The sequence below is a fragment of the Streptococcus ilei genome (assembly GCF_000479335.1).
GTDB classification, from domain to species: domain Bacteria; phylum Bacillota; class Bacilli; order Lactobacillales; family Streptococcaceae; genus Streptococcus; species Streptococcus ilei.
The window spans coordinates 1,128,812-1,143,659 of sequence record NC_022584.1 but is presented as its reverse complement, the minus strand read 5'-3'; the positions used below and the strand labels follow the sequence as shown (position 1 = coordinate 1,143,659).

The 14,848-nt window shown below is 43.5% G+C and carries 9 protein-coding genes and 1 pseudogene; 5 read left to right on the top strand and 5 right to left on the bottom strand.

The window, feature by feature from the left end; genetic code table 11:
• Positions 1-9: 9 nt before the first annotated feature.
• The 4 genes from N596_RS05450 to pabB all read right to left on the bottom strand — a co-directional run bounded on the left by N596_RS05450 (position 10) and on the right by pabB (position 4,231).
• Positions 10-762 (bottom strand): ABC transporter permease, encoded by a 753-nt coding sequence (locus N596_RS05450; RefSeq protein ID WP_023027226.1) that lies wholly within the window; start codon positions 760-762, stop codon positions 10-12.
• 54 nt (positions 763-816) lie between these two features.
• Complete coding sequence (locus N596_RS05445; RefSeq protein WP_023027225.1) at positions 817-1,725, bottom strand: ABC transporter ATP-binding protein; 909 nt, start codon at positions 1,723-1,725, stop codon at positions 817-819.
• A 164-nt stretch (positions 1,726-1,889) separates the two neighbouring features.
• Positions 1,890-2,504, bottom strand: coding sequence for an alpha/beta fold hydrolase (locus N596_RS05440; RefSeq protein ID WP_023027224.1), 615 nt, complete (start codon positions 2,502-2,504; stop codon positions 1,890-1,892).
• Positions 2,504-4,231, bottom strand: coding sequence for an aminodeoxychorismate synthase component I (pabB, locus tag N596_RS05435; protein WP_023027223.1), 1,728 nt, complete (start codon positions 4,229-4,231; stop codon positions 2,504-2,506). Before pabB ends, N596_RS05440 begins: the two co-directional genes overlap by 1 nt.
• A gap of 392 nt (positions 4,232-4,623) precedes the next feature.
• Here pabB and N596_RS05430 point away from each other — a divergent pair, with 392 nt between their 5' ends.
• From N596_RS05430 to N596_RS05410, 5 genes and pseudogenes are all read left to right on the top strand, one after another.
• A complete protein-coding gene (locus tag N596_RS05430; protein ID WP_258025861.1) occupies positions 4,624-5,391 on the top strand; it encodes an acyltransferase in 768 nt (255 codons plus the stop codon).
• Between the two features lie 142 nt (positions 5,392-5,533).
• A pseudogene (locus N596_RS05425) lies at positions 5,534-7,120 on the top strand (glycoside hydrolase family 13 protein).
• A gap of 266 nt (positions 7,121-7,386) precedes the next feature.
• Positions 7,387-9,636, top strand: coding sequence for a 5-methyltetrahydropteroyltriglutamate--homocysteine S-methyltransferase (gene metE, locus N596_RS05420; RefSeq protein ID WP_023027222.1), 2,250 nt, complete (start codon positions 7,387-7,389; stop codon positions 9,634-9,636).
• A 71-nt stretch (positions 9,637-9,707) separates the two neighbouring features.
• On the top strand, positions 9,708-10,583 hold the full coding sequence (gene metF / locus N596_RS05415; protein ID WP_023027221.1) for a methylenetetrahydrofolate reductase [NAD(P)H]: 876 nt from the start codon (positions 9,708-9,710) through the stop codon (positions 10,581-10,583).
• A gap of 131 nt (positions 10,584-10,714) precedes the next feature.
• On the top strand, positions 10,715-13,651 hold the full coding sequence (locus N596_RS05410; RefSeq protein ID WP_042361222.1) for an ATP-binding protein: 2,937 nt from the start codon (positions 10,715-10,717) through the stop codon (positions 13,649-13,651).
• Positions 13,652-13,775: 124 nt separating this feature from the next.
• Here N596_RS05410 and hutG read toward each other — a convergent pair whose 3' ends face one another.
• Complete coding sequence (gene hutG, locus N596_RS05405) at positions 13,776-14,762, bottom strand: formimidoylglutamase (protein ID WP_042361220.1); 987 nt, start codon at positions 14,760-14,762, stop codon at positions 13,776-13,778.
• Positions 14,763-14,848: the final 86 nt, after the last annotated feature.

Here is a 14,848-nt window from a genome sequence, read left to right as displayed (position 1 = left end):
TCCTACTTTTTATAAATCTTTGTGTTTGAAAGTAGCGAGTCCCAGGAAGCCGAAAACAAGGATGAATCCAAGGGCGATAGAGAGGGTATTGTTGGTTGCTGTCGTACTTTGGACCATGGAATATTGGAATTCCAAGTTTAGATAGTGCAAAATGTCGATGTCTTTAAAGAAGAGCGCAGGAAGGCTTAAGAAGATATTTCCAACAAAGTAGCCAACGAAAGCCAAGGTGATAGATTGGCTGGCGTAAAGGAGGAAGGAAATAATGCTGACCCAAGCCAAGGTGGAGAGGAACTGAATCAGAAGGGTCAAGCCAAAATGAGAGAAGAAGTGGTCAGGCATGGTGCCAAGTCCATTGTAGAGGGTCGCGATCGAGAAGACAAGACCATAAGAAACGAGAAATTGGAAAAGAGCAATGGTCAAGACAACAGCACTTTTAGCAAAGTAGTAGCTAGTGCGAGAGACACCATAGGCTAGACTATTCTTGTATAAATTTTGTGTTAAATCTGTTCCCAGGACCAGGGTGATGACAATAATAGTAAAGAGAATGGTCATACTGATGCTGGCGGAGTAGTTGATCAAGGCTTTAAAACCCGTCCAAACTTCTGTCGTTAGGGGGATTTTTGATTCCGTATTGACACCGGCGTGTCCAGCAACTCCAAAGATGACTCCAGACAGGATGTTGAGAACGAGAATGGCTTCTGTAATCCAAAAACCTTTGGAGCGAAAAAGTCTATAAAAATCTGCTTGAATGGTATGCAACATGATAAATCTCCTAAATGAAATGTGTGGGATAAGTAATACAAGACGGTGGGTTGACTAGTCTACCAGGTCCGTAAAGAATTTTTCCAGATCTTGGCGGGCATAGTAGATTTCGTCTACATCAATATCTGCTTGAACGAGAGCTTTGACAATGACTTTAATATCGTGAGTCTGGCCAAAGATATGGATTTCTCCATCCTTATCGATGACCTTGATGCGATGATGGAGTTGATCCTGGATCAGTTGACTCGCAAGGGCTAGTTGATTGGTCTTGAGGATGATGTAATCTTCTCCCTGTTCTTCGAATTCGGCCTTGCTAATTTCTTTGATCAGGCGTCCTTGGTCGACAATGCCAAAGCGATTAGCAACCAGATAGAGTTCAGAGAGGATATGACTGGAAATGAGGATGGTCATGCCGAGTTCATCATTGAGGCGCTTGATCATCTGACGAAATTCCTTGATTCCGACCGGATCAAGACCATTGATGGGTTCGTCCAGAATGAGGAAGTCGGGTTTGGCAATGAGCGCAATGGCAATTCCCAACCGTTGTTTCATTCCCAGTGAAAAATCACGAAATTTTTTCTTGCCTGTATTACTCAGGCCGACATAGTTCAGAGTTTCTTTGATGACCTGGTCGGGGTTTGGGATATGGCGAGCCTTGCAATAGTAGACTAAGTTTTGATAGGCAGTCATATGTTTGTGTGCCACGGGACTCTCAATGACGGATCCGACACGTTTCAGGGCTTGGGTCCACTGGGAGCGATTTGTAGAAGCAAAGAGGGAGACGCTTCCGTCAGTTTCTTGAATTAGCTGGGTAATGACCTTGATGAGGGTGGTTTTCCCAGCTCCGTTCTTACCGATCAGGCCGTAGACATCACCTTTGCGAATGCTCAGATTCACATCGTTTAAGGCGTATTGTTGACCAAATTTTTTACTCAAATGGGAAATTTCTAATACTTTTTCCATGGTTTTCTCCTTCGTCCAAATGACTAGTTGTTTTCTTTACACTCTTAGTATACAGCTTGCTTTTCAAATAACTATCAAGCAATTCTAAAATATTTCTAAAATTTTAAAAAGTAAAAAAGAACAGTTAGCCTATCTTGATTCAAGAAGACTTCTGTCCTTTTTTACTAGATGTTCTTCAAAAACTCCTTGATGACTTGTGCCAGTTCATTGGGTTTCTGAGTATTGAGTAGATGGCCTCCATCTGCGATTTCTTGATAGTGCCCTTTAGGCAGGAGATTCGCCAACTTTTTCGAAGAAGCCTGATTGGCCCTATCTTTGCTGCCACAAATCACTAAGCTAGGGAGAGGACAAGTTTTAGCAGTATCGGTTAGATTAAGACTTTTTAACTCGGTCAAGATTTGCAACATGTGCTGTTTGTTGGCACCCTGCTTTTCAAAGACCTGTTTGGGAAGCAGACGAAAGAGGAGGATCTGGAGCCGATAGAGGAAATTGGTCTTGAGTTTGTATTGTGTCCCTGAGAGCACCAAGCCCTTGAGGTGTGGTAAGTCTTGGCTGGAGAGTTCAAGAGCGAGAACGCCACCCAGTGAGAGTCCAACCAGAATAAAGGGCTCGCTTTCTTGTTGGAGACACTCCGTCAGTCTTTCTTTGGCCTCCTGGTAGCTTTCGCTTGGAGAAGAGAAAATAGCGAAAGAGTCAGAAGGCAAGGGGGAAAGTGCATCTTGAACACTTTGCCAAGAATGAGCATCCTGGCCTAGGCCATGTAAAAAAACAAGTTTCATTATGGGTTCTTTCTTGTAAAATCGAGTGGATAAAGTCCACGAAGGGCATTGCAGGCATAGACTCTGTCAGCAACTTCTAAATCCTTCAGGGTCAAGAGTTTTTCCTCTACTTGTCCAGTTTCCAATAGATGGCGACGGTAGATCCCATCTAATAAAGGGAGGTGAGCTGGAGGAGTATAGAGTTGGCCCTTGATCTCTAGGATGAGATTGCCAATGGTCGTCTCTAGTAAGGTTCCGTCTTCTAAATAGTAGATCTGCTCCCGATCTAACTGGATGAGGTGGTCTCTCTGGCTCGTTTTAAAATAGGTAAAAGGTCGGTTTAATGGTGCAGTTTGTTCTCGTAATTGAGCCTGTAGATAGCTAGCTGGCAAGTCTGTTAGCTCCGTAATCGTCAGTTGGAAGTTTCCGTTTTTCTGCAAGGCTATCCGACAACGATAGTCAAGGCTAGAATCAACATGAGTGAGCTCTTCTTGAAGTTTGTTCAAGAGCTTTTGCTCATTATAAGGATAGGCAAAGTAGCGGCTGGCCTCTCTCAAACGGGTTAGATGTTGCTTCAGGAAGGTCAACTCTCCTTGGTGGATACGACCAGTTGTCAAGAGGTCAAATCGAGGCTCTTGACGGTAGAGAACAGCAGACTTTTGCTTAGTTTCCTGGTATTCGGATTTCCATTTGCTGTCCCAAGTGATGCCCCCTCCTACGCCATAGATGGCTTTGGTGCCTTGCATTTGAAGGGTTCGGATAGCCACATTGAAGATCCGTTTCCCTTTTGGAAGAAGGATACCGATCGTTCCACAGTAGACTCCGCGAGGAGCAGCCTCTGTCTTTTGAATAATTTCCATAGTAGAGATTTTCGGTGCCCCTGTAATCGAACCACAAGGAAAGAGGGCCTGGAAGGTTTGAACCAGGTCGATCTCTGGGCGCAAGCGACTTTTAATGGTCGACGTCATCTGCCAAACGGTAGAGTATTGCTCAACTTGGCAGAGACGGGTCACCTGCTCACTTCCAATTTCCGAAATCCGGTTCATATCATTGCGGAGGAGATCTACAATCATCATATTTTCCGCTCGATTTTTGGGGTCTGCTTCTAACCAAGCTGCCTCTTCAAGATCAGCTTGGTTGGTGAGGCCACGACGAGTAGTCCCCTTCATGGGGCGCGTGGTCAATAGCCGATCTTCTTGTTCAAAAAAGAGTTCAGGGCTGATAGAGAGGATGGACACATCATCGTGCTGGATAAAGGCATTGTAATGGGCCTTTTGCTCTACCACTAAGCGATTATAGATGGCCAAAGGATCAGCCTCTAGCTCTTGAGAAAGCTGGATGGTATAGTTGACCTGGTAGGTATCTCCTTGACGGATGTGGTGCTGGATGGTCTCAATGGCTTCTTGATAGGCAGGCGCCTCGACCTCTTCCTTCCAATTGGCAGGTAGGTCCACAACCTCATAGTCCTCTGGGAAAGGAAGGGTTTCTACTTTCTCGTGAATGGTGAAGTAGAGGAGATACTCTCCCATGAGAGGTGCAGGATGGACAGCTAATTTTTTCTCAAAAGCAGGAGCAGCCTCATAGCTGACATAGCCTACGGCATAAAAACCAGCTTCTTGGTAAGTTTCCACTTCTTTAAGAAGGCCCTCAACTTGATCTATGTCTCTGGTTTTTAATTCCCTTATGGGCTTGGTGAAAAGCTGTCGCAATCCAAGCTCTTTAAAATCAATAATCGTTTGTTTGTGCATGCTTTGAGTATATCAAAAATAAAGGGAAAAAGGTAGATAAGGATCCAAAGATTCCTTGCTTGCCCTTACCTTTCATGCTAAAATAACCATAGAATCTGCATTTGGCAAGGAGTCGGACATGAAAAAGAATCCCCTTTATAACACCTCCACGATAAGTCTCTTTCAATACCTTTTTGCGATTGCAGTGATTATGGTTCATAGTGGTCGCTTAACTTCCTATGAGCCGGTGCATTTTGCTCTTAAGAGCATCCTGGGAAGGATGGCGGTACCATTTTTTATCGTCTGTGCTAGCTTTTTCCTCAAGCAATCACTAAGGGATTCGAGGAAAATGAAGGCCTATCTGGTCAAAATCATAAAAACTTATTTATTTTGGAGTTGTGTCTATCTTCCATATGCCTGGTTCTTTTTTTTCTAGTCTCAACCTCCCAGTATCTCTCTTTCTAGCTGGCGTCCTCATCGCTCTGGTCTATTTGGGGATGTGTTACCAACTCTGGTATATCCCAGCTTTTTTGCTAGGTTTGTTTTTGGTCAATCAACTGGTCAAACGCTTGGGCATGGTTTGGGAGGGGGTGATCAGCTTGCTCCTCTATTGCTGGGGCTTGGTTGAGACCTATTCGGCTTATCTGGATACCACGAGTCTTCTCAAGGGATACCAGCTCTACAGCAACTTATTTTTCACTGCTCGAAATGGATTCTTTTACACGCCTATTTTTATCTATATGGGTTACTATCTGTTTGATCATTTTCATTCACAAAATTTTAGGGTTCACCGTTGGCAAAAGGTTGCTCTGACTTTTGGTTTCCTCTGTTTAGAAGGCGTAGTTATTTTTCAACATGAAGGAATGGATAAGAACTTTTTCTTGCTCCTTCCTTTTGTGACGGTCTATTTGGTCAATGCTTGCCTAAAATCGTCCTTTTTAAAATCTTATGACTTACAGTATTTAAAACAGATGAGTATGGCACTTTACTTTTCGCATCCGATCTTCATCGAGTGGGCTCGCTATGGTTTTAGCAATCTCCCGCTTTCTTATCCAGACAGAGGCAAGCTGATTTTTGTGGTGCCCTTGTTTGGAAGCCATCTCTTTGGATTGGCCATGCTCTCTTATCACAATTGGCAAAATGAAAAGAGGGTGAGAAGGATAAAAAAGGAGGTCTTCTAAAGTGACTTCTTTTTTTTATTTTAAAGGAGACTGATAGATCCACTAAGAGTTGCAATTCCTTTCAAGTTTGGTTATGATGAAAGGGATTACAAGTGAAATCAAAAAGGAGAAGTACATGAAGAAAAAATAGTGGCATGATGCTGTGATTTATCAAATCTATCCCAAGAGTTTTTTAGATAGCAATGGGGATGGAATTGGTGACCTCAAGGGGATCATCAGTAAGCTGGATTATTTGGAGAAATTAGGCATTATGGCCATTTGGCTGTCTCCTGTTTAGCAAAGTCCTATGGATGATAATGGCTATGACATATCTGATTATGAGGATATTGCTTCTATCTTTGGGACCATGGAGGATATGGAGAAGCTGATTGCGGAAGGGCAAAAGCGCGATATTAAGATTATTATGGATTTGGTGGTCAACCATACATCGGATGAGCATGATTGGTTTATCGAAGCGAAAGAAAATCCAAACAGTCCAGAGCGGGACTACTATATTTGGAGGGACCAACCCAATGATCTTCTCTCGAACTTCAGTGGTTCAGCTTGGGAATTTGATCCAGCTTCCCAGCAGTATTATTTGCACTTCTTTAGTAAGAAGCAACCGGACCTGAATTGGGAAAATGAGAGCCTTCGGCAGAAGATTTACGACATGATGAATTTTTGGATTGACAAGGGGATCGGTGGTTTTCGGATGGATGTCATCGACATGATTGGGAAAATTCCGGATCAGAAGATCGTAGCCAATGGTCCTATGCTCCACCCCTATCTGAAAGAAATGAATCGAGCAACCTTCGGAGATAAGGATTTGTTGACGGTTGGGGAGACTTGGGGAGCTACACCTGAGATTGCCAAGCAATACTCTGGTCCTGACAATGAGGAATTGTCAATGGTCTTTCAATTTGAACACATCGGGCTTCTATTCCAAGAAGGTCAGCCCAAATGGCGCTATGCAAAGAAGCTCAATGTTCCTAAGCTGAAAGACATATTCAATAAGTGGCAGACAGAACTGGGCATGGACGAAGGCTGGAACTCCCTCTTTTGGAACAACCATGACCTTCCTCGTGTTGTTTCTGCCTGGGGAGCTGACCAAGCCTACCGGGTGAAGTCCGCTAAGGCTTTAGCCATTCTTCTTCATTTGATGAGAGGGACGCCTTATATCTACCAGGGAGAAGAGATTGGCATGACCAACTATCCTTTTAAGAGCCTAGACGAAATCGAGGATATTGAGTCTATTAACTATGCCAAGGAAAGTCTAGAAAAGGGAGTAGACCTCGACACCATTATGGACCAGATCCGGCATATTGGCCGTGACAATGCTCGGACTCTTATGCAGTGGTCCAATCAGTCACAGGCTGGATTTACGACCGGTCACCCTTGGCTAGTCGTCAATCCAAACTATCAGGAAATCAATGTAGAAGCGGCTTTGGCCGACCCTTCATCCATTTTTTATACCTATCAGCAATTGATTGCTCTCCGTAAGGAACAAGACTGGTTGATTTCTGCAGATTTTGAGCTACTTGATACAGCAGATCAAGTCTTTGCCTACCAACGTGTAGACGGGGACCAGCGCTATTTGATTGTGGTCAATCTGTCTAGCCAAATCCAGAGTTTTGAACTGGAGGAAGACTACCAGTCTGTCCTCATTAGCAATACAGAAGTAGAGCAGGTCAAAGAGAAGAAGGTATTGGAGCCTTGGGATGCTTTCTGTGTGCAACAAACTAGAGCATAAGTTCCTAATAAAAAGAAGCGGATAGCTTCTTTTTTTGTTTTTGAGAAGACTAGGACTGACGAATGGGAGGGGTCTGGGCCTGTCTGGTAGAAAGCTTATAGTTATTTTTTATAAGGACTATTAGTTCTGGTGAATGACAAGAGGGGAAAACCCTTGATCTATAAGGTTATAGTTTCTGGCTATATCGTAAACCATTGAAAAGCAATTATACAGAAGGTGCTTCTTCTGATAAGATAGACTCAACTTGAATTTTTGGAGGACAAAACATGTCAACTACAATTATTGGATTCCCTCGTTTGGGTGAATTCCGCGAACTAAAATTTACAACTGAGAAATATTTTAGAAACGAAATTACAGCTGAAGATTTGTTGGGTGCTGCAAAAGAATTGCGTGCCAAACACTGGAACATTGTCAAAGAAAAAGGCATCACTGAAATCCCATCAAATGACTTTTCACATTATGACAACTTCCTAGATGCAGCCTTCCTTTTCAACGTGGTTCCTGAGTCGGTTCAAAATTTGGACTTGTCTGACCTTGAACGCTACTTTGCTTTGGCGCGTGGTTACCAAGGTGAAAAAGGGGATGTGCGTGCTCTTCCAATGAAGAAATGGTTCAACACCAACTACCACTATATCGTTCCAAAATTTGAAAAAACAACAGAAGTCAAATTGGCTGGTCACAAGATTTTTGATGAGTACCAAGAAGCCAAAGAATTGGGTCTTGACACTCGCCCAGTTGTGGTTGGACCATTCACTTTCCTTCAATTGTCAGACTTTGAAGAAGGCGTGAAAGCAGAAGACTTCGTAGATAGCTTAGTGGCTGCTTACCAAGATGTTTTTGCTAAATTGGCAGAGCTTGGTGCAACTCGTATTCAACTGGATGAAGCAGCTCTTGTCAAAGACTTGACAGCTGAAGAAAAAGCACTCTTCTTAAACCTCTACAACAAACTCTTGGCTGACAAAAAAGGTCTTGAGGTCTTGATCCAAACTTACTTTGGTGACGTGCGTGACATCTACGCTGACCTTGTGAAATTGCCAGTAGATGCTATCGGTCTTGACTTTGTTGAAGGGAAGAAAACTCTTGAACTTGTGAAAGGTGGCTTCCCAGCTGATAAGACTCTTTATGCAGGTATTGTCAATGGTAAGAACATCTGGCGTAATAACTACGAAGCAAGCTTGGAAATTTTGAAACAAGTTCCAGCTGAAAATGTTGTCTTGACAACTTCTTGCTCACTGCTTCATGTACCATTTACGACTGCTAACGAAGACTTTGAACCAGCTATCTTGAATCATTTTGCTTTTGCAGTTGAAAAATTGGAAGAACTCCGTGACTTGGATGCTATCCGCAACGGTCAAGGTGAACAAGCTCTTGCAGCCAACAAAGAACTCTTTGCAACAGAACGTGTCGGGGCAAATGCGGAACTTCGCGCGCGTATCGCTGGATTGACAGACGCAGACTACACTCGTTTGCCGGCCTTTGCTGAACGTGAAGCCATCCAAGAAGAAGCCTTCAAGCTTCCAGCCCTTCCAACAACAACCATCGGTTCATTCCCTCAAACCAAGGAAGTGCGTGCTAAACGTTTGGCCTTCCGTAAGGGTGAATTGACGCAAGAAGAATACGATGCCTTCCTTGCTGAAACCATCGACGAATGGATCAAATGGCAAGAAGAAGTTGGATTTGATGTGCTTGTACACGGTGAATTCGAGCGGAACGACATGGTTGAGTACTTCGGTCAAAACTTGTCAGGTTACCTCTTCTCTAAGAATGGTTGGGTACAATCATACGGTATGCGTGGGGTGAAACCACCAATCATCTGGGGTGATGTCACTCGTCTCAACCCTATTACTGTTAAATGGTCTAGCTATGCACAAAGCCGTACGGACAAACCTGTCAAAGGGATGTTGACTGGACCTGTTACTATCCTTAACTGGTCATTCCCACGTGAAGACATCTCTATCAAAGATTCGACTCTTCAAATCGCTCTTGCTATCAAGGAAGAAGTTCTTGACCTTGAAGCTGCAGGTGTGAAGATTATCCAAATCGACGAGGCTGCTCTTCGTGAAAAATTGCCACTCCGTCGTAGCGACTGGTACGAAGACTACCTTGACTGGGCTATTCCAGCCTTCCGCTTGGTACACTCAACAGTAGCGCCTGATACTCAAATCCACACTCACATGTGTTACTCAGAATTTACAGATATCATCCCAGCTATCGACAACATGGATGCGGACGTGATCTCATTTGAAGCGAGCCGTTCAAACCTTGAAATCTTGGATGAACTCAAAGCTCAAAACTTCCAGACAGAAGTGGGGCCTGGAGTATATGATATCCACTCACCTCGTGTGCCTAACGAAGGCGAAATCGACCACACCATCGAAGCCATCCTTGCGAAAGTACCAAGTAAGAAAGTATGGATCAACCCAGACTGTGGTTTGAAAACACGTGGTATCAAAGAAACGAGAGAAAGCTTGATCCGTCTTGTAGAAGCGGCAAAAGCTGCTCGTAAAGCGCTATAAGGCAAGTAGAAATTCCTAAGCTTGCTCGATAGCAAAGAAAAAAATGCTCAATCAAGAAAGGAATACATTTGATGACTAAGCAAACACCGTCGCTCTCCTTTGAGGTTTTCCCTCCAAATCCTGAAGTAGGCAATGCCAAGCTCTTACGTGCCTTGGAAAATATGCAGGAATTAGCTCCTCACTTTATCAGTGTGACAGCTAGTAATAACAAATACAATATCAAAGAGACGACGGTTGCCTTAGCCAATCATATTCAAAATGAATTGTCTATTCCGACCATTGCCCACTTGCCTGCCATCTATCTGAGTAAGGAAAAAGTGGCAGATACCCTTCATGACTTAGATCAAGTGGGAGTTCATCGGATCTTGGCCCTTCGTGGAGATATTATTCCAGGTGTGGAGCCTCTGAAAGACTTTCGTTATGCAACGGATTTGATTGAATTTATTAAAACAGAAGCTCCTCATTTTGATGTAATCGGTGCTTGTTACCCAGAAGGGCACCCAGATTCTCCAAATCAAATTTCAGATATTCAAAATCTGAAAAAGAAAGTGGATGCTGGATGTTCAAGCCTAGTGACTCAGCTTTTCTTTGACAATGAGCGTTTCTACGATTTTCAAGATAAGTGTATCTTAGCGGGAATTGATGTTCCCATTCATGCAGGGGTGATGCCAATTCTTAACAGAAACCAGGCCCTTCGCTTGTTGAAAACTTGTGAAAATGTTCATATCCCACGGAAGTTCAAAGCCATCCTTGATAAGTATGAGCATGATCCAGAATCCCTTCGTGCAGCTGGTTTAGCTTATGCGGTAGATCAAATCGTAGATTTGGTCACACAAGATGTTGCAGGTGTCCATCTCTATACCATGAACAATGAAGATGTAGCCTATCATGTCCATCATGCAACAAAAGCTTTATTTGATCATCAACCAAACTTAGAGGTGATCTAATCAACAGTCTAAGAAGGAATTGTAGAGATTGAGAAAAATTTTTCTCAGTCTCTTTTTTCTTGGGCCAATTGCTTGCTAAAAGACAACTTTTTTTTTATAGTATTAATATGAAGATTTTGGAGGCGCTTGCAATGAAGAGAGAACTCACGTTGAAGTTATTTGGACCCCCTAAGGTTGTTTTCCAACAGAAAGACATCCGTTTTTCTTTCTCGAAGATGGAGGCTTTATTTTATTACTTAGCCGTATCGGGCGAGGTCAATCGTGATGAAATTGCTGGTATTTTATGGGGAGACAAGGAAAATCAAGTCGCCCGGAAAAATCTGCGGAATACTGTTTACCAAGCCAATAAAATCTTTGAAGGGGATGTCATCGTCTCTCCCAGTAGGAGTAGTCTAGCTCTGAATCCTGAGCTAAGTTTTTCTTTGGATGTTCAACTCTTTGAAAGAGATCCGATAAGAAATTTACATCTTTATCAGGGAGATTTTCTAGAAGGCTTCTACGTCAAGGATGATGAGGACTTTGATCAGTGGGCTTCTCGCAAACGGAGCGCTTATAAGCAACTCTATATTGAAAGCTGTTATCAAAAGATTGACAAAGAGGGGCTGGGGGATCCTGGTATAGAGTCCTTACTCCACCATTTAGTAGAGCTGGATGAATTTGAAGAAAAGAACTACCAACTCTTGATGGAGTATTATAGAGTCCATCACCAGCTGGGGAAATTTTTTGAGACCTATTACAAGCTGGTTGATTTATTGGATCGTGAGCTGAATGTTCGTCCCAGTCGAGTGATAGAAGAACTGTATCATTCTGTTTTGGAAGCTAAACGCACCCATAAACAGAGCAATCGTGTGAATGTCCGAGAACTCCCTTTCTTTGGTCGCAAACAAGAACTGTCCCAACTAGAAGAATACCTCTCCTTAGTAGAGAAGGGGGAAGCGATTGGCCCTCTCTTAGTCATGGGGCAATCGGGAACAGGCAAGAAACGTTTGATGCGTCAATTGGTCTTGATGTCCAATCGCAGTTTTAGCTTTGTTAAGGTGGAAGGCAAAGTCGGCAGTCGCAAAGAAGAAGGAGGAATCTGGGGTGACCTCAAAGCTTCCCTAGAGAAAGTGAGTGAAGAGCTAGAAGTCTCTCCTCTAGGAAAAGCGGACGATCTCCCTGCTGTCCGGAAGCACCTTCAAAGACTCAGCCAAGAAAAACCTCTCCTGATTCTGCTTGAAAATGCTCAGTGGATGGATGCGGCCTCATTCAATAAAGTAAAGCAATTGGAGGAGAAAAGTAGCGGGGAAAGATGGCAACTGATTGTTACAGCAGAAGGGCCCTTGCCGGAATTCTTGGTCACCTTCTTTGGGAGTTTAAAAGTCGAGAGACGGTTGTCCCAGCTCGAGTTGACCAATTTTGATCCGACGGAAAGTCGATTACTCTTGCAAGGGCAACTGGGGCAGATAGAACCAGCCCTGATCGAGCAAATGATGGAGTGGAGTGAAGGAAGTCCCTTCTTGCTGTCCAGCTATATAGAAGAGTGGAAAGAGAAGGAAAGTTTAGAGCCCTTACCTGATATCATTCAAGCCTATCTGTCTCAAGAGCTGGGTGACTTGAGCAGTGAAGAGGAGTCCCTTCTTCATTATTTGTCTTGTTTTCATAAGCCGATCTCCATGTCTATCTTGGCCGATTTGACAGCTACAGATCTTTCTGTTTTAACTGCATTATTAGATCCTTTAGCTCAAAGAGGAATCATCTCAATAGTGGAGGAAGGGGAGGATCTCTTAATCCAATTTTGCAAGCAATTGGTAGCTATGTACTTCTACCAACTCCTGTCACCAGCTAGACGGCGTCTCTTCCACCAACAAATCGCGCAAAAACTGGAAGAAACCTTAGAAGATTCGACAGACCTGCTTTTCTATAAGGAAATAGCTTACCAATATAAGCAGTCCCAAAATCTCTTGCATTCCTTGTCTTTTGAGCTGACCTACTTGGAAGAAATCCTCCAGCTAGAACATGAACTATTCCCAATATACTCCAAGGGAGAAGAAGGGGGAGTATCCGATGGGAAAAATAGCCATTTGGACATTTTTGGGGAACTCTCTCGTCTTCGTCGAGAACTGGATCAGCTTTTTTCACGACACCAAAAAGATAGAGACTACAAGTATTTGCAACTGCGCTACTTGTATCTAGAGGGGCGCTACTTCATTCGAAGTGGTGAGTACCAAAAGGGGATTCATGATATTCAAAAGGTCATCTCCTATGCGCGGGAACTCAAACGGCTCGACTTTCTTTTAGAAGGGTACCGGCAAATCATTTATTATTGTATTCAAACAGAAAATATTTCTGAAATGGCCTATTACACAGATTTGGCTTTAGAAGATGCGATTCAGGCCAACAACCATGAAGCGATTGCGATTCAGTTACGCTTGAAGGGGTTGTACCATTTGATGGTAGGGGATGAGGAGCAGGCGACCCGACACCTCTATCGCTCCATTGATTGCTTTAGTCTGACCAATAGCATGCAGGCCAAGTATGCCATTCAAATTGCAGCATCTTTAGCCTACCTGGCTGAAATAGAGCAAGTGAGAGGGCATTTTCAAGTAGCTGTCACCCATTTGGAAGAGGTCCTACGCTTGGTGGGAGATCAATCTGTTGATTCAGTCCGAGTGGTGTTTGAAATTGATCTTGGGATTGCCTACTATTGGAAGAGAGATTTGGTCCAAGCCCGCTTCTATTTTGACAGGGCTCAAAAGGTTTTGTCCGGGGTTCGCTTCCCTTGGAAGGAAGAATTGCTCGAATTTTATCAATCCTTAATCGCCTGTCATTTTGGAGAGCAAGAGAAGGTGGCAACTTATCTGGCTCGTAAAGAAGGAACCATGAAGCAAACGACGAATGCGCGAGACAAGGGGATGGTTTGTTATCTCTTAGCCTTCTTGGCGGCCCAGAAGGAGCAAGGAGAGCAATTGCTTCCTGCTTTGAGCGCTTTCTTGAAAGAAGATAAGGACTACTACAAGAAACTGGCAGAGCAACATCTGACTCCGTATAGAGACCGTCCCTTCCTCAAAAGATTAAAAGACCTCTAGTGTATTCTCTCCAGCTTATCAATTTTGCTTCCCTTCGTCATAAAGGAAGAATGAAAAAAGGCTTAGCAACGCCCTAGGGATGGATGTTGCTAAGCCTTTTGTATTGTTAGAGAGGTTTTGTTTTCTATTTTTGTTGAGCCAAGATTTGGGTCAAGTAAAAGATGAAGGTCGCAGCAAGGTTGGAGGTGTGGTTGTCAATATCATGAGGAGGGGAGACTTCCACGATATCAAAGCCAACTAATTTACCACTGGCTGCAATGTGTTGGAGTAGCATCAGGGCTAGTTTTGGATCCACCCCAAGTGACTGGATGGCGCTGACGCCAGGGGCAGATCCGACGGCAAAGCAGTCCATATCAATAGAGAGGTAGACTGCTGTTTGTTTTTCTAAGAAGCGATCAATCCGATCAAGGATTGCTTGATGAGTCATCCGGAAGAGGTCTTGTCCTGTTAAGAAATCAATACTTGGTGTCTTAGCCACATAGTTAAATAGGAAAAGGTTGTTGCTATGTTCCTGAATGCCCAAGATTAAATAAGGGAAATCTTGGCTCTCTTTTTTTGCATGGTCTGCCATTTGGCGAAATCCTGTTCCAGAGTTGGGACCTGTTTGGTCATAGGGACGCAGGTCAAAGTGAGCATCTAGATTGATGACAGCCAATTGTTCATCTGGTTGCAAGGAGGATTTGAGGCCCAGATAGTGGCCGTAAGCTGTTTCGTGACCTCCCCCAAGGACGATTGGTTGAATATTTAACTCCAACATTCGTTTGATGGTTTGAGAGAGACTCTCTTGCAAATCTTCAAGAGAGCGATTGGGGCCATCGATATTCCCGACATCAAAAACTGTGACATTGGTCCCCCAGTGCCAAGGAAGTTTGGCAAGTTGGGTTCGAATAGCGTTTGGGCTTTCGACAGCACCGACGCGACCGTTATTGATATAGACTCCTTTATCGCTTTTAAAGCCAAGGATTCCAAAGGTGACTTCTTCAAAAGGAGTCAAGCTTTCATCATTCAAATCCAAAAACTTCGTCAGCATTCCCCATTTGGCTGTATAGGGATTGTCTTCAATACTGCCTTGGTAATAACTGTAAGTCATTGGGTAATAATCTCTAAGCACGTTACATGCCTCCGTTTGTTTGTATTTGGCTAGAAAGGCAAAGGCTGAGAAAATTTCTCAGCCTTTTTTTGCTGTATCCTTACTGT